General features: G+C 68.5%; 18 protein-coding genes. 11 read left to right on the top strand and 7 right to left on the bottom strand.

The annotated features are described in order from the left end of the window. Positions 1-63: 63 nt before the first annotated feature. Both DMP23_RS29775 and DMP23_RS29770 read right to left on the bottom strand, forming a co-directional pair. A complete protein-coding gene (locus DMP23_RS29775) occupies positions 64-645 on the bottom strand; it encodes an HhH-GPD-type base excision DNA repair protein (protein WP_275291715.1) in 582 nt (193 codons plus the stop codon). Positions 646-672: 27 nt separating this feature from the next. Next, on the bottom strand, positions 673-1,434 hold the full coding sequence (locus tag DMP23_RS29770) for an AraC family transcriptional regulator (RefSeq protein WP_336160489.1): 762 nt from the start codon (positions 1,432-1,434) through the stop codon (positions 673-675). A gap of 50 nt (positions 1,435-1,484) precedes the next feature. On the opposite strand from DMP23_RS29770, the gene DMP23_RS29765 reads away from it, so the two are divergent. Both DMP23_RS29765 and DMP23_RS29760 read left to right on the top strand, forming a co-directional pair. Further along, a complete protein-coding gene (locus tag DMP23_RS29765; RefSeq protein WP_337823175.1) occupies positions 1,485-1,898 on the top strand; it encodes a DUF2000 domain-containing protein in 414 nt (137 codons plus the stop codon). Between the two features lie 67 nt (positions 1,899-1,965). Further along, on the top strand, positions 1,966-2,475 hold the full coding sequence (locus DMP23_RS29760; protein WP_337823174.1) for a hypothetical protein: 510 nt from the start codon (positions 1,966-1,968) through the stop codon (positions 2,473-2,475). On the opposite strand, the gene DMP23_RS29755 is transcribed toward DMP23_RS29760, so the two are convergent. Genes DMP23_RS29755 through DMP23_RS29745 form a run of 3 tightly spaced genes read right to left on the bottom strand, consistent with a single transcriptional unit; the run spans position 2,472 to position 3,992 of the window. Next, a complete protein-coding gene (locus DMP23_RS29755) occupies positions 2,472-3,071 on the bottom strand; it encodes a class I SAM-dependent methyltransferase (protein ID WP_337823173.1) in 600 nt (199 codons plus the stop codon). The genes DMP23_RS29760 and DMP23_RS29755 overlap by 4 nt on opposite strands. A 29-nt stretch (positions 3,072-3,100) precedes the next feature. Then, positions 3,101-3,466, bottom strand: a complete 366-nt coding sequence (locus DMP23_RS29750; protein WP_037816161.1) for a DUF2203 domain-containing protein — start codon at positions 3,464-3,466, stop codon at positions 3,101-3,103. A gap of 37 nt (positions 3,467-3,503) precedes the next feature. Beyond that, complete coding sequence (locus DMP23_RS29745) at positions 3,504-3,992, bottom strand: hypothetical protein (protein WP_337823172.1); 489 nt, start codon at positions 3,990-3,992, stop codon at positions 3,504-3,506. Between the two features lie 216 nt (positions 3,993-4,208). Between DMP23_RS29745 and DMP23_RS29740 the strand changes: the two genes are divergently transcribed. Further along, a complete protein-coding gene (locus tag DMP23_RS29740) occupies positions 4,209-5,432 on the top strand; it encodes an NADP-dependent isocitrate dehydrogenase (protein ID WP_037816160.1) in 1,224 nt (407 codons plus the stop codon). A 193-nt stretch (positions 5,433-5,625) separates the two neighbouring features. Beyond that, positions 5,626-5,937, top strand: a complete 312-nt coding sequence (locus tag DMP23_RS29735; RefSeq protein WP_106961406.1) for a hypothetical protein — start codon at positions 5,626-5,628, stop codon at positions 5,935-5,937. Positions 5,938-6,301: 364 nt separating this feature from the next. Here DMP23_RS29735 and DMP23_RS29730 read toward each other — a convergent pair whose 3' ends face one another. After that, the gene (locus DMP23_RS29730) at positions 6,302-7,033 is read right to left on the bottom strand and encodes an MBL fold metallo-hydrolase (RefSeq protein ID WP_337823171.1); all 732 of its coding nucleotides are present in this window, start codon (positions 7,031-7,033) and stop codon (positions 6,302-6,304) included. A 64-nt stretch (positions 7,034-7,097) separates the two neighbouring features. Here DMP23_RS29730 and DMP23_RS29725 point away from each other — a divergent pair, with 64 nt between their 5' ends. The 5 genes from DMP23_RS29725 (at position 7,098) to yhjD (ending at position 12,383) form a co-directional block, all read left to right on the top strand. Next, a complete protein-coding gene (locus DMP23_RS29725; RefSeq protein WP_337824460.1) occupies positions 7,098-7,913 on the top strand; it encodes an exodeoxyribonuclease III in 816 nt (271 codons plus the stop codon). A gap of 411 nt (positions 7,914-8,324) precedes the next feature. Beyond that, positions 8,325-8,702, top strand: a complete 378-nt coding sequence (locus DMP23_RS29720; protein WP_240691396.1) for a hypothetical protein — start codon at positions 8,325-8,327, stop codon at positions 8,700-8,702. Between the two features lie 293 nt (positions 8,703-8,995). After that, positions 8,996-10,015, top strand: coding sequence for a tryptophan--tRNA ligase (gene trpS / locus DMP23_RS29715; protein ID WP_337823170.1), 1,020 nt, complete (start codon positions 8,996-8,998; stop codon positions 10,013-10,015). Between the two features lie 43 nt (positions 10,016-10,058). Beyond that, complete coding sequence (locus tag DMP23_RS29710; RefSeq protein ID WP_275291722.1) at positions 10,059-11,315, top strand: hypothetical protein; 1,257 nt, start codon at positions 10,059-10,061, stop codon at positions 11,313-11,315. Positions 11,316-11,369: 54 nt separating this feature from the next. Beyond that, positions 11,370-12,383 carry an inner membrane protein YhjD gene (yhjD, locus tag DMP23_RS29705; RefSeq protein ID WP_337823169.1) on the top strand — a complete coding sequence of 338 codons (1,014 nt, stop codon included), beginning with the start codon at positions 11,370-11,372 and terminating at the stop codon, positions 12,381-12,383. Between the two features lie 52 nt (positions 12,384-12,435). On the opposite strand, the gene DMP23_RS29700 is transcribed toward yhjD, so the two are convergent. Beyond that, a complete protein-coding gene (locus DMP23_RS29700) occupies positions 12,436-13,668 on the bottom strand; it encodes a D-alanyl-D-alanine carboxypeptidase family protein (protein ID WP_337823168.1) in 1,233 nt (410 codons plus the stop codon). A gap of 42 nt (positions 13,669-13,710) precedes the next feature. Between DMP23_RS29700 and DMP23_RS29695 the strand changes: the two genes are divergently transcribed. Further along, positions 13,711-13,956, top strand: coding sequence for an SCO4848 family membrane protein (locus tag DMP23_RS29695; protein ID WP_037816154.1), 246 nt, complete (start codon positions 13,711-13,713; stop codon positions 13,954-13,956). A gap of 78 nt (positions 13,957-14,034) precedes the next feature. Beyond that, positions 14,035-15,417 (top strand): S8 family peptidase, encoded by a 1,383-nt coding sequence (locus tag DMP23_RS29690; RefSeq protein ID WP_337823167.1) that lies wholly within the window; start codon positions 14,035-14,037, stop codon positions 15,415-15,417.

Genomic DNA, 15,417 nt, shown 5'->3' with positions numbered 1-15,417 from the left:
CCACTGTATCGGTTCGCCCAGTTGCCGGGCGGCTCAAGATCCGCGTGTTCGCGCGAGGCTGAGTCAGTTCGCCTTGGCGGCGGCCTTCGCGGCCTTCTTGAACGCGCGTACCTCGCCGAGCGTCTTGGCGTCCGTCACGTCCGCGATGGACCGGCGGGAGCCGCGGTCGCCGTATGCGCCTGCGGCTTCGCGCCAGCCCTTCGGGGCGACGCCGCGCTGTTTGCCCAGCAGTGCCAGGAATATCTTCGCCTTCTGCTCGCCGAAACCGGGCAGTGCCTTGAGTCGCTTCAGCACCTCTTCGCCGTCCGGCTTGGGGCGGCCGTCCAGCCAGATGCTTTCGGTGCGGCCGTCGTAGTTTTCGATGATGTGCAGCGCCAGCGCGTGCACCCGGCGCGCCATCGAGCCGCCGTAGCGGTGGATCGCGGGCGGGACGACGCACATCTCGACGAATGCCTCGACGTCGGTGGCGGCGATCTTCTGCAGTGAGAAGCCGTCCATGCGGTCGGCGATCTTCCGCGGGCCCGCGAAGGCGTGCTCCATCGGGTACTGCTGGTCCAGCAGCATCCCGGTGAGCAGGGCGAACGGGTCGTCGTTGAGCAGCTTGTCGGCCGCCGGGTCGCCGGTCAGGTGCAGTTCGCGCAGCATGGGGCCATCTTCGCACAAACCGCCCGGTCAGCCGCGTGCGAAGCGGGCCGGGGTGGTGCCGAGGTAGCGGCGGAAGTGCCGGGTCAGGTGGGCTTGGTCGGTGAACCCGGCGGTCGTGGCGACGGCGGCGGGCGGGGTGCCGTCGAGCAGGAGGCGGCGGGCGTGGTCGACGCGGCGGCCGGTGACGTACCGGTGCGGCGGCAGCCCGAAACGGCGGCCGAAGGCGCGGACCAGGTGGACGGGGTGCGCGCCCAATGCCTCGGAGGCGTCGGCCAGCGTCAGGGAATCGGGCAGGCGTTCGTCCAGGAGGTCGCGCAGGTCGTCGGCCAGGCTGCGGTCGGGCGGCGTCACCGTCAAGCGGCCGAGGTGGGTGCGCAGCCGCTCGGCGACCAGGGCTAGGCGGCTTTCGGCTTCCAGCGGTTCGGCGAGTGACTGGTGCAGCTGGTGAATCCTGGTGCGCAGCAACGGATCCGGCAGGCTCGGCTGGTCGACGGCGGCCCCGATCAGGTCGTCGCCGAGGACGTCGGCGTCGAGGTAGAGCACGCGTTTGCGGAAGCCGTGGCTGGTCGCGGCGCGCCCGTCGTGCGCGACGTTCGGCGGCAGCAGGGTGACGGCCGTGCCGAGTGCGCCGTGGTGGTGCCGGTCGAGGTCGTAGCTGATCGCGCCGTCGTCGACGATCAGCAGCGTCCAGGTGTCGTGCGTGTGCGCGGGGTAGGCGTGGTCGGTGAACCGGGCGTGGAACGCCTCGGCGATCCCAGGCACCGGAGGGCACCAAGCCGACACCGTCATGTTCAAAACGTACAAGACCCGCACGCGGCGCCGGGCCGACGCTGTCCCGCATGAACCGATTCGACACGAAGATCGCCGTGCTGCTGCGGGACGACCTGGCCTCGTGGCAACGGCTGAACGTCACGGCGTTCCTGGTGAGCGGCGTGGCCCACACGACGCCCGAACTGATCGGCGAGCCCTACCTCGACGCCGACGACACCGAGTACCTGCCGATGTTCCGCCAGCCGGTACTCGTGTTCGCCGGCACCGCGGAGACGCTCGCGCTGGCGCACAGCCGCGCGCTCTCGCGAGGTCTGCGGGTCTCGATCTTCACCGACGAGCTGTTCCAGACCGGCAATGACGTCGACAATCGCGCGGCGGTGCGGGCGGTGCCGACGGAGAAGCTGGCGTTGGCGGGGATGGCCGTGCATGGGCCGAAGAACGCGGTGGACAAGATCCTCAAGGGGGCTCAGCTGCACGGCTGAATGGGGGATTTTCCGCCGCAGCGCAGGGAATCCTGCCAAGATCGGAGCGACCCAGGGGAGGGGAATCATGCGAAGAATCTTGGCGCTCGTCGCTGCGACGGGTATCGCGTTCGGGACGGCATCGGCCGCGCACGCGGATCCGGCGGCCGGGTTCGGCTACACCTCGGACGAAGGCGCTTACGCGTTTGAAGGCAGTGCTTCCTGGACCGTCGACGAGGTCACCGCCTGGGAACACGACGGCGCGGTGAAAGTGGACGCCGAGACGCCCGACGGCTGGGACTGGGCCCGGCTGGAACTGAGCGCGCCTGCCGGACAGCAGCTGCACGAGGGGACTTACTCGAACGCCGCTGTCCGGCCGCAGAATTCGCCGCAGCTCGCCACGCCTAGCTTCATCGCGTTCCGCGGGACCCAGGCGGGCGGCACGCGCGCTTGCGCACTTCCGGACGCGACCGCCGACTTCACCGTTTCCCGCCTAACCCGTGCGGCCGACGGTGCCGTCACGGACCTCGACGTCACCTTCGTCCTGCACTGCGCCCCCGCCGCGGCTACCCGCGGCGAGGCGCACTTCCACCGTTAGGCCTCCGCGAACACCGCGAAAACCTGCCGTACCCGGTCGCCCTGATCGAGCGTCACGTGCTGTGCCTTCGCCGAGCTGAACCCGGCGTCGGTGGCCAGCGCGGCGGCTTCCTCGAGGGTGCCCGGGACGCGCAGGTCTCGCGGGAACACGTCAGCGAACTTGCCGGTCGGCTTGAACCGCTCCGACGACACCATGCTGAACGCCAGTTTGCCGCCCGGGCGCAGCACCCGCAGCCAGTCCGCCAGTGCGCGCGGGCCCAGGAAATGCAGCGCCGACGCGCAGACGACCGCGTCCGCCTCGCCGTCGCCGATCGGCAGCGGGACCGCGGAGCCGACCTGCCAGGTGATCCGGCCGTCCGGGTCGCGGTCGGCGGCCTTGGTGCGGGCGATCTCGATCATCGCGGGGGAGAGGTCGATGGCGAATACCGCGGCCGGTTCGAGGCGCAGGGCCGCGAAGGCTGCCGCGCCGGTGCCGGCGGCGACGTCGACCAGGAGATCGGGCTTGGGGGCCAGGCCGCCGATCAGCTGCTCGGCCACATACGGGTGGAAGGTGTCCTCGTCGTATCCCGCCGCGTCGGCGTCGAAAAGTGTGCTCACCCAGTCACCGTAGTGCGGCTGACCAGTGATTATCCGGGCAATCGGCGACGGCCGGCGAAACCGAGGTCGGCCCGGTGGTACCAGGACAGTTCGCGATCGCCTTCGAGCCAGCACAACAGGACGTCGTCGCCGTCGAGCGAAGCCGGGAAGTCCACCAGCAGCGGGGCGAACCCCTTCAGTTCCGCCCCGGTCGCCTGGATCGCGGTCATCAGGTCGTCCAGCCTCGCCTGCGCGGCCTTCCACTCCGGCAGGCCGCCGAGGCTGGTGTCCCGCCCGCCCGGGCGCAGCGACGCGGCGAGTTCGGCGGCGTCGGCGCGGACCCGGATCAGCTCGGCGAGCACGGGAAGCAACCGGGCGAGCTCGGTGCGGGCCTCGGCTACGGTGAACAATCCCATCTGCAAATAGTCTCACCGGGCCCGCGCCGGTCCGCCGCTACCTGCGCCGACGCGCCAGCCGGACCGCCAGACCCGTGCCGACCAGCACGAACCCGGTGCCGAGCAGCGCGCCCGACGACATCCACCCGGCCACGCCCACGGTCATCTCGCCGCGCGGCAGCAGGTCGAGCAGATCGAACGCCGAGCGCGGCGCCACCAGTGTGATCACCCCCGGAACCAGGCACCACACCAGCCCGCCGGCGATCGGCCCGGTTCCCGACCACGCGCCGAGCACGGCGACCCCGAACAGGAGCACCGCGCCCGCCACCGCCAACGTGATGCCGAGGGCGTCCCCGTGTTCGGCGAACGAAGCCGCGATCTGCCGCTGGTGCAGGTAGCTGCCGTAGGCCAGCAGCCCGAGCGCGACCGGGGTGAGGACGAGTCCGCACAGCCCGCTGAGCACGCGCGCCACCGCCCGGCTGCCCGCCGGTGCGGCGATCGGGCCGCCCGCGGGGGGATAAACGGAGTACGGCTCGGGGTATGACATGGCGGGACCTCCCAGTGCGGTGCTTGCCGCGATGGGACGGGCGGCCCGCTCGGCTGGTTCCGCAGTCGTGCCCGGTCGGCAGGCCGGGTCAAGGGTGGTAGAGACTTGATTCCGACCACTTCTGGAACCATCCAGCTCTGTTAAGCAGTACGCTTGTACCGCTATCGGAGAGCGAAGAAGCGAACGCGAAGATCCGCGGAAGGAGCACCGCTGCTCATGGCCAAGATCAAGGTCCAGGGCACCGTTGTCGAACTCGACGGCGACGAGATGACCCGCATCATTTGGCAGTTCATCAAGGACAAGCTGATCCACCCGTACCTGGACGTCAACCTGGACTACTACGACCTGGGCATCGAGGAGCGGGACCGCACCGACGACCAGATCACGGTCGACGCCGCCAACGCCATCAAGCAGCACGGCGTCGGCGTCAAGTGCGCCACGATCACGCCCGACGAGGCGCGCGTGGAGGAGTTCGGCCTCAAGAAGATGTGGGTGTCCCCGAACGGGACCATCCGCAACATCCTCGGCGGCGTGATCTTCCGCGAGCCGATCGTCATGCGCAACGTGCCCCGGCTGGTACCCGGCTGGACCAAGCCGATCATCATCGGCCGCCACGCGCACGGCGACCAGTACAAGGCCACCAACTTCAAGGTCCCCGGCCCGGGCACCCTGACGATGACCTACACCCCCGAAGACGGCTCCGAGCCGATGGAGTTCCAGGTCGCGAACTTCCCCGAGGGCGGCGGCGTCGCGATGGGGATGTACAACTACCGCAAGTCGATCGAGGACTTCGCGCGCGCGTCGCTGCAGTACGGCCTCGACCGCGAGTACCCGGTCTACCTCTCGACCAAGAACACCATCCTCAAGGCCTACGACGGCATGTTCAAGGACGTGTTCCAGGAGATCTTCGAGACCGAGTTCAAGTCGGACTTCGACGCCAAGGGCATCACCTACGAGCACCGGCTGATCGACGACATGGTCGCCGCGTCGCTCAAGTGGGAGGGCGGCTACGTCTGGGCGTGCAAGAACTACGACGGCGACGTCCAGTCCGACACCGTCGCGCAGGGCTTCGGTTCGCTCGGCCTGATGACCTCGGTGCTGCGCACGCCGGACGGCAAGACCGTCGAGGCCGAGGCCGCGCACGGCACGGTCACCCGGCACTACCGCCAGCACCAGCAGGGCAAGCCGACCTCCACGAACCCGATCGCCTCGATCTACGCGTGGACCCGCGGCCTCGAGCACCGCGGCAAGCTGGACGGCAACTCGGAGCTCATCGGCTTCGCGAACAAGCTGGAGCAGGTCGTCGTCGACACCGTCGAGGGCGGCAAGATGACCAAGGACCTCGCGCTGCTGGTCGGCAAGGACCAGGAATGGCAGACGACCGAGGACTTCCTCGCGACGCTGGACGAGAACCTGGCCAAGAAGATCGCGCAGGGCTGATCTTTCTTTAGCTGTTTTTGCGAGAAGGGCACCTCGGAGGAGTCTTCCGAGGTACCCTTCTCTTTTTTGTCACTCTTCGTGATGTGTCGGTGACAGGATTGGCACCTCCGGGTGGAATGGGGTCGCGAACCTGTCCGGGCCGGGCCGGACTGCCTACTCTGGACGAGGGGTTTTTCGCGACTGAGGAGCGGCCGTGATTCTGGGTTTGCCCAAGAAGACACTGATTATTATCGGAGTCGTCGCCGCGGTCGTGGTCATCTACGCGTTCGGCCAGAAAGGCCAGGCCGACGCGCAGGGATCCCCGACCGGCTGCAAGGTCTCGGTGACCGCCGACGTGCTCAACGCGCGGGAAACCGCCGCGGGCAACGGGAAGGTCGTCGGGAAGTACTTGCGCGGCGCGGAATTCGACGCGCAACCCGTGGTGCAGAACGGGTTCCGGAAGGTCGCCGACGGCAAGTGGGTCGCGGACAGCTTCGTGACGCCGGTGTCCGGGGCTAAGTGCTGAGGCTGGTTCGTACTGGAGCCTGGCTGAGGTGCTGAGCTAGTGGTGCGCTGACGCTGTCGTGCGCGGAGTCTGTTGCGGCGCTTAGGTTCGCGTGGTTGCTGGGTTTGCTGCGACGCGTGGTTCGGCCGGGGCCGAGCGGCTGCTGAGCTAGGTGCGGGTCCGGGCCGATGGTTGTCCGCTGGTTCGTCCCATGTGGTGGGAAGGCTTCGGTTGTCCACGCGGGAATGCGCCGGTCGGTTGAACCGGCGCATCCGTACGGCTCTGTTCGCGATTGCCGGATGCGGCTGCTCTTTTGTGCCGCGCGGTGCCGGGGTGAAAGCGTTCAGGGTGAACGGTGATCGCGTTTGTTGTGCGGAACGCGCGATTATGCGTGATTCAGCATGAGTCCTTCTTCCGCGGCGAGCACTTCTCCGGCGAACTCGGCGCGGGCTTCGGCTACCGAAACCGCGCGGTCGGAACCGGGCCAGAAATGCGTGAGCAACAGCGTGCGGACATTCGCCGCGGCGGCGAGTCGGCCGGCTTCCGCGGCGGTCATCAGGTACCGGGGACCGTCCGGCGGTGCGCCTTGCAGGGTCGCTTCGCAGATGAGGACGTCGGCGTCGCGGGCCAGGTCGGTCAGGTGCGGAGCGGGACCGGTGTCGCCCGTGTAGGCGAGGGTGTAGCCGGGTGTGGTGAGCCGGACGCCGTAGTTCGGCACGTGGTGCGGCAGGAGCGCGGTGGTGAGCCGGAACGGGCCGAGGTCGGTGTCGGGGCCGAGGTCGCGGAGGTCGAAGTTCTCGTCGGGGGCCGGGTTGGGCTCCATCGCGGCGAGCCGGCGCACGCTGCCGGGAGTGCAGTGCAGCGGGAGCTTGCGGTCGGTCGTGTAGTGGCGGGCCCGGCCGAGTGCGCTGACGTCCGCGAGGTGATCGGGGTGCTCGTGCGTGACGACGATCGCGTCGAGCCGGTCGGCGGGGACGTGCTGGAAGAGTCGCGGGGCGGCTCCGTAGCCGAGGTCGAGTGCGACGTGGAAGTCCTCGTGGGACAGCAGGAATCCGGCGCAGGCACGGCCGGGTTCGGGCCAGGCGCCGCAGCTGCCGAGGACGGTCAAGCGAGGCATGGCGGTCATTCTGGACCTCGCCGGACCCGCCGCGCGCGGAAAATTGTCGGACCCGGCGGGTAGCGTGCGCGGGGTGCTGATCGTCTCCACTGTCAACGTCAATGGTCTCCGGGCTGCCGTCAAGAAGGGCTTCGTCGAGTGGCTGGCCGCCACCGAGGCGGATGTCGTCGCGTGTCAGGAAGTGCGGGCTGAGGCCGCGCAGCTGCCCGCGTCCGTCGTCGCGCCGGATGGGTGGTTCGCCGCGCACGCACCCTCGGTCGCGAAGGGGCGCAACGGCGTCTCGCTGTACAGCCGCGTCGAGCCGGACGAGGTGCGGACCGGGTTCGGCGAGCCCGAGTTCGAAGACAGCGGGCGGTACCTGGAAATGCACCTGCCCGGCGTGATCGTCGCGAGCCTGTACCTGCCGAGCGGCGACGTCGGCACCGAGCGGCAGGACGAGAAGGAACGCTTCATGGCCGCGTTCCTGCCGTACCTGGTCGAGCTGCGCGCGAAGGCGGCCGCGGAGGGCCGGGAGGTCGTCGTGGTCGGCGACTGGAACATCGCCTACGACACCGTCGACCTCAAGAACTGGCGCGGCAATCAGAAGAACTCCGGGTTCCTGCCGGAGGAGCGCGAGTGGATGGGCCGTGTCTACGAAGCGGGCTATGCCGACGTGCAGCGTCGGCTCGACCCCGAGGGCCCCGGTCCCTACACGTGGTGGTCCTACCGGGGCAAGGCGTTCGACAACGACTCGGGCTGGCGCATCGACTGCCAGCTGGCGACGCCCGGACTCGCGGAGAAGGTGACGTCCGTGGTGGTCGAACGGGCAGAGTCCTACGACCAGCGCTGGTCGGACCACGCGCCGGTCACCGCGACGTACGACGTGCCGTTCCCGGGCTGAGCCTGGTTGTCCTGCTGGTGACTAGTGGGTGAAGCCTGCTGAGGGTAGTTCGGGTTTGTTCTGCAGGGTGATTCTGTCCGGTTTGCCGGGGACCGAGGACACTGTGCGTGGTTCCGCGCACGGCGCACGGCGCTGACCACCGACGACACCGAGACCGCAGGGGCGGCCTCGGTTACTCCCCGAGTGGGCGCTAGCCTCGGCTCCCGAGTTGATCAGATCCGACAGGTCTTGACACGCTCGGTAGTTTTCTGACCAGTAGCACGTCGAGAACTCATCCTTACGGGTGAGGCGCTCGTTCAGAACAGTCACCTCGCGGGAGGCACTCCGGTGCGCAACCCAGGCCGGTTCGTGACACGGTCCACGCTGGCTCTTGGCCGTCCAGCGCTTCGCTCGTCCGTCACCCCATCGGGGGTGTCCGGGACGGGGTCGGCCGAGCGGACTCCGGTTCGCCGGGCTGTCCGTGGCAGCCGTTCCCTGGTCGTCGCGGGCGGGCGAGTCCTGGCAGTGCTGGCGACGGTGCTGGTCGCGGCCGTCGGGACGGGTGCGACGGCGTTCGCGGACGACAGTGTCGTCCGGGCGGAGACGACGTCGGCCGGCTTCGGGATGCTCGGACCGGTCGGCCTGGTCGCGGTGGGTTTCGGTGTCATCGGGATGGCGCTGGGCGTCGTCCGGCAGCGCCGCAAGGCCCGCGCGAAGGCGCTCGAGGCGGTCGCTGCCGCCGGGGCTCTGGACGAGGAGACCCGGCCGCTGGAACCGGCTCCCGCCGCGCTCAACCTGCGGCAGTCCTAGTCAGCTGGCCGGTTCTTCGGCAGCAGGATCTTCCCCGGCCGAGCGGCGAACTTCGCCATGCTTTCCACGCCGCCGGTTGAGTCACTTGCGGCCCCGGTCGTCTCCGCCGCTCTCCTCACACCGCGGTATCGGCGACCTGAGCTGCACATCCACCCCTCAATCTCTTCGGCGACGCTCTCTCCCGAGAGCAGATACCCGCGCGGAGGGCGGCGAAACGTCCCGTCTGCCCGTCCGGCCCGCGAACCGCCGGGCCCGCGGCAGGGGCTTCTTCGCAGCCTGAAAGAATCCCGGGCGTGTCCGACGAACAGAACGGGCGCCTGCGGGTGCTTTCCGGGATCCAGCCGACAGCCGACTCCTTCCACCTCGGCAACTACCTGGGCGCCCTGCGCCAGTGGGTGCGGCTGCAGGACACCCACGAGACCTTCTACTGCGTCGTCGACCTGCACGCGATCACCGTCGAGCAGGATCCCAAGGTGCTGCTCGAGCGGACGCGGCGTTCGGCCGCGCAGTTGCTCGCCATCGGGGTCGACCCGGAGCGCAGCGCGTTGTTCGTGCAGAGTCATGTGCCCGAGCACGCTCAGCTGAGCTGGGTGCTCGAATGCCAGACCGGCTTCGGCGAGGCCGGGCGGATGACCCAGTTCAAGGACAAGGCCGCCAAGCAGGGCAGCGACCACGCGAGCGTCGGCCTGTTCACCTACCCGGTGCTGATGGCCGCGGACATCCTGCTGTACCAGACGAACGCGGTGCCGGTCGGCGAGGACCAGCGGCAGCATCTCGAGCTGACCCGCAACCTCGCGCAGCGGTTCAACAGCCGGTTCGGCAAGACGTTCGTCATGCCGGAGCCGTTCATCGTGAAAGACACCGCGAAGATCTACGACCTGCAGGAACCGACCTCGAAGATGAGCAAGTCGGCGGCGACCGGAAACGGGCTGATCGAGCTGCTCGAGGACCCGAAGCGCTCGGCGAAGAAGATCCGTTCCGCGGTCACCGACACCGGCCGCGAGGTCCGCTTCGACCGCGAGGAGAAGGCAGGCGTCTCCAACCTGCTCACGATCTACTCCGCGCTGACCGACCGGACCGTCGCCAACCTCGAAACCGCCTACGAGGGCAAGGGTTACGGCGATCTCAAGAAGGACCTCGCCGAGGTGCTGGTCGACTGGGTCACGCCGCTGCAGGAGAGCGTCCAGTCCTATTTGGACGATGTCGCCGAGCTGGACCGGATCCTCGCCGCGGGCGCGCACCGGGCCCGTGAGGTCGCGTCGGCCACGCTGGCGTCGGTCTACGAGCGGATCGGGTTCCTGCCCGCGAGCTGAGCGGGGAGTACACAAAAAAATATCCTGTGGGGGGATAAATACAGTGAAGTGGAAAACCGGGCTGTGGCCGATCGGTGTCGCGACGCTGATGCTGGTCACGTCGTGCAGCGGATTCTCCGGATCGGACCGCGAGAACGCGAAGGACCCGAACGCCGACGGCCAGACCGTGCAACGGCCGGGTTATGCGAACTCGCAGTACCCGGACCCCGCTCCGATCAAGGAAAAGGCGAACCCGCAAGCGGTCCAGATCGGCGGCAAGCCGGTGATCCAGGCGTGCAACCTGCTGACGATTGCCGACCTCGTCGCGCTCGGGATCAAGGTCGAATCGCGGCCGGACCCGAACGGGGCCGTCTTCGAGCGCCGCTACCTGGTCGGCGACGGTTCGGGACCGCTGCGGTCGTCTGAAAACACCTACGCCAAGGCGCTGACCTCGGGCGTGAACCACTGTGTGTACAGCCTGCAGGACGACCAGGGCAATCAGACGTACGAGGAGCTGGCGGTCGCGGTATCCCAGCCGGCGTACGTGCCGACCGTGAACACCAAGCCTTACCTCGACGACGCGGACCCCAGCCTGACCGTCGGCCCGGTGAAGATCTTCTCGAAGCGCCGCACGACGGACAGCCCGTCGGACGCTGCCGGCGACGCCGTGCTCGTCCTCGGGGACACCCTGGTCGACTTCGACTTCCAGCTGAAGGCGGACAAGAACGCGGGCAAGCTGCAGGACCTCGGCAAGAAGCTCGCCGAGAACTTCGCCAAGCAGGTGAGCGCACCGGCCGGGGCGAACGTCATCGGTTACGACAGCGCGGCGTTCCCGAAATCGGTCGCGCAGCCCTGCCCGATGCTCACGCCCGACGCGGTGACCCCGGCGATCGGCGCCGAGGCTTCGCCGATGGTCGCCGAAACCCCCGCCACCGCGGTCGGCGACATGTTCATGACCAACAGCACCCAGCACAACTACGTGCAGATCGACTGCGAACGCGGCACCGGCCAGGACAACGGTATCGACCGGCGCGCGCTGCACCTGACCGCGATCAGTTTCCTCAGCGAAGACGCGGCGAAGAGCTACCTCGGGTCCGCGCCGAAGGACGGCCAGTCCACGCCCGCCCAGGTCGGGGACGAGGGGCAGGTGCGCAGCAAGGGCCAGACCAACGGCGAGGTGCTGTTCCGCAAGGGCCGCTTCGTGTTCAAGCTCTACCTCGCCGACCACAACGCCGCCCCGAACGGCATCAGCGGCGCGGACGCGACCCGGCTGCTGGTTCCCGCCGCCCAGAAGATGATCTCCGCCTTCCACGAGCAGTAACCGCGCGGGCACGCTCGCGTTGCGGGGCCCGGTTGCCGTGGTTAGCGTTTTCCGGTGGCGAAAGAGACCGGTGACAAGGAAAAGCTGCTGCCCCGGCTGCGGCGGAAGTACCCGTGGCTGGATCACCTGATCCGCGCCAACGATTCCTTCAACGAAAACTACGGCAACCATTACGCGGCGGCGATCACCTACTTCAGCGTGCTGTCGGTGTTCCCGATCTTCATGGTGGCGTTCGCGGTCGTCGGCATGGTGCTCGGGCACAACACCGCGGTGATCGACCAGATCACGCACGGGATCGACAGTTCGGTCCCCGAAGGCCTGCGCGGCCTGGTCAAACAGATCACCGACACCGCGCTGAGTTCCGGCAGCGGGATCGGGATCTTCGGGTTGCTGCTGGCGCTCTACTCCGGCGTCGGCTGGATGGCCAACCTCCGCGACGCCCTCACCGCGCAGTGGGGGCAGGAGAAGAAGACGGAACCGTTCGTCAACAAGACGATCAAGGACCTGCTGTCGCTGATCGGGCTCGGGCTGGCGCTGGTCGTGTCGTTCGCGATCACCGCGGCGGGCAGTGGCTTCGGCGAACTGCTGCTGGAACTGGTCGGGCTGGAAGGCCAGGGGTGGGCGAAGTTCCTGCTCCAAGCCGCGACGATCTTGCTCAGCCTGATCGCCAACGCGCTGGTGTTCCTGTGGGTGATCGCCCGGCTGCCCCGGGAGCACGTCGCGCTGCGGAGCGCGGTCAAGGGCGCGATCTTCGCCTCTGTCGGGTTCGTGATTCTGCAGCAGGTCGCGACTGTGTACCTGGCTAGCGTCACGAAGTCGCCGTCGTTCGCGTTGTTCGGGCCGGTGATCGGCTTGCTGGTGTTCGCGAACCTGGTGTCGCGGTTCCTGCTGCTGGTGACGGCCTGGACGGCGACCGCGCGGGAGAACCAGCGACGCGTCGTGCAGCCGCCCGCTCCGGTGTTGCTGGAGCCCCGGGTGACGGTGCAGCACGGGCTCGGGCTCGGTTCCGTGGCCGGTGCGTTCAGTGCTGGTGCGCTGCTGGCGTGGCTAGGCAGGCGGAAGGGCTGACACAAAAGGGCCTCCTTGAGCGAATCAAGGAGGCCCTTTTTTCCTCGGCTGGCTAGGCGCGGGCGTTGCGCTTCCGCTGGTAGCTGATGACGAACCCGGCGATGATGATCAGGAGCACCACCACCGTCAGCACCCAGCCGGTCGTTCCGAACGGGTCCGGTTTCTCCGCCGCCGCGGTCGTCGCGCCCGCGGGGGTGACTTCCTTGTCCGACATCGGGGCGGCCGAGTCGGTGCTCAGCGGCCGGTAGGCGATCTGCCCGACCGGCTGTGCGCCGTTCTTCTCCAGCGCGAAGCCGTAATCGAGCAGTTTCGCCGCCTGGTCAACCACCTTCGTCGGACGCTGTTCGGCCCGCATCATCACGATCGCGAGGCGGTGTCCGTCGCGTTCCGCGCCGCCGACGTACGTGTGCCGAGCGTCGTCCGTGAAGCCCGTTTTCCCGCCCAGGAAACCGGGGTACACGCCGAGCAGCTTGTTGTCGTTGAACACCGGGATCGGCGGCTTCCCGTCGATCGCCGGGATCGTGTACGTCTTCGTCGCGACCGCCTTGGCGAACTCCGGCTGCTTCATCGCGTAGTGGAAGACGAGGCTCAGGTCGTACGCCGAGGTCGACATGCCCGGTCCGTCGAGGCCGGACGGGGTGGCCGCGCGGGTGTCCGTCGCGCCGATGCGGGCGGCGAGCGCGTTCATCTTGGCGACCGCCGCGTCAACGCCGCCCAGCGCCGTCGCGAAGGCGTGCGCCACGTCGTTGCCCGAGTGCATCAGCAGGCCGTGCAGCAGCTGGTCGACCGTGTAGTGCCCGCCCGCGGTGATGCCGACGCAGGTGCACTCCTGCTCGGCGTCCTCCTTCGTCGGGACGATGACCTGGTCCGGCTTCAGCTCGGTGACCACCACCAGCGCCAGCAGCGTCTTGATCAGCGACGCCGGCCGCTCCCGCGCGTGCGGGTCCTTCGCCGCGACGACCGCGCCGGTGTCGAGGTCCTGGAGGACCCACGACGCCGAGGTGTCGCCAGGAGGCAGCGCGGGCGCGCCAGGCGGGAGAACCGGGCCGCAGCCGCCAAGGAGGTCGCCGCCGACCGGCTGGGCGGGCACCGGAAGCGGCGGCGGGACGGGCTGGCCCGGCTTCGGCTTCTCCGAGGTGTCCACCGGCGCCGGCGGCACGGCGTGCTCGGTGCATTGCTCCGCCAGCGCCGGTGCGGCGAGGGCGACGGGCGCGGCGACGGCTACGAGGGCTGCGGCGAGTGTCGCGGCGAATGCTCGCAGCGACCGGGCGAAAGCGGGGTGCACCCACGCAATCTAGCGCCGATGGTCCGGCGGCATACTCGAGACATGCGCATTTCACGAGGTACAGCGATGGCCTTGTTCGCTTTCGGCATCTGGTCCTGGATCATTTGGATCACGTTCGCCAAGAATCTGTGGGCCAGCAACCAGTCGTGGGCGCCGGACGGTTCGCCCACCGGGTACTTCATCGTGCACGCGGTGCTGACCGTGGTTTCGTTCGTGCTCGGCACCGCGATCGGGGTGCTCGGCTGGCGCGGCATCCGGGCGACGTCCCGGGATCGCGCCAACACCTGATCCGGCGAAGCGTCCTTTGGTCGGTGGCGGGGCGCGTCCGGGCTGGCTTAGTTTCGGGCGACCGACCATGGAGGCTAAATGTCCCGTTTACGTCGATTGCTCGTCCCGGTCGCGGTAGCCGGCGTCGCCGCCGGTGCGATGGCTGTGCCAGCGTCCGCCGCGCCCGCGCCGTCGTGTGACACCACCAGCACCCAGTACAGCTACGTCGTGCTGTACCAACCGGGCGAGAAGCAGCGTTCGGTCGACGCGGAGCTGACCGCCAAATGCGGCAAGCGGATCGCGTACTACCCGGAAATCGGCGTCGCGGTCGCCAGCTCGCGCAACGCGGACTTCGCCGACCGGATCGGGGTGAAGCGGGCCTACTCGGGTGGCAAGGACGTCGCCGCGAAGGCCGCCGCCCGCGCCGGACTGCGTTCGGCGGTCGGGATGCTGGAGCAGACGGAGAGTGTCGCCACCGGTAGCGATTTGTCGACTCAGCAGTGGGACATGCGGGCCATTCACGCTCCCGAGGCGAACAAGATCAACCCCGGTTCGCGATCGGTCACCGTCGGCGTGCTGGATTCCGGCATCGACGCCAAACACCCGGCGCTCGCGAACGCGGTGGACGCGAAGTCCTCGACCGGCTGTGTCACCGGCGCGCCGGACGCTTCCGCGTGGACCCCGACGAACTCCGACCACGGCACGCACGTCGCAGGCACCATCGCGGGCAAGGACGCGTCGCGCGGCTTCACCGGCATCGCGCCGGGCGTGCGGCTGGCGTCCGTGAAGGTCGTGAACGACGACGGCTACATCTTCCCGGAAGCAGCGGTCTGCGGCTTTGTCTGGGCCGCACAGCACGGTTTCCAGGTGACGAACAACAGCTACTACATCGACCCCGGGATGTTCTACTGCCGCAACGAAGCGGGCGACGCTGCCGCGTACGAGGCCGTACGGCGCGCCGTGACTTACTCGACGCAGCGCGGAACTCTCAATGTCGCTGCGGCGGGTAACTCGGGCTTCGATGTGCGTACGCAGACCGTCGATCCGAATCGTCCGCACAAGATTGATTCTTCGTGCGGCATCCTGCCCAAGGCGATCGACGGTGTGGTGACGGTGTCCGCGGTTGGTTACGCGGGGACCAAGGCTTACTACTCCAACTACGGCTCGGTCACTGTTACTGCGCCGGGCGGCGATTCGGGCCAGGTTCCGCCTTCGGGGCAGGGCGCGGGGTGCCCGCTGTCGACGATTTTCAACGGCGCTTACGGGACTAAGTGCGGTACGTCGATGGCTTCGCCGCATGCGGCTGGGGTTGCGGCGTTGCTGGCTTCTACGCACCGGAACGCGCCGCCTCGGGCGTTGGCGGCTTTGCTTACGGCGGAGGCGGATCCGGTGGCTTGTGATGTGTCGGCGTGTGAGGGTCCGAAGCAGAACAATTCGTACTACGGACGCGGGCTAGTCAACGCCCTCGACGCGGTTCACTGA

It is taken from the genome of Amycolatopsis sp. A1MSW2902, from assembly GCF_017312175.1.
GTDB lineage: Bacteria > Actinomycetota > Actinomycetes > Mycobacteriales > Pseudonocardiaceae > Amycolatopsis > Amycolatopsis nivea.
Note: the sequence above shows the minus strand (reverse complement) of the source record. Positions and strands in the feature narration are given on the sequence as shown.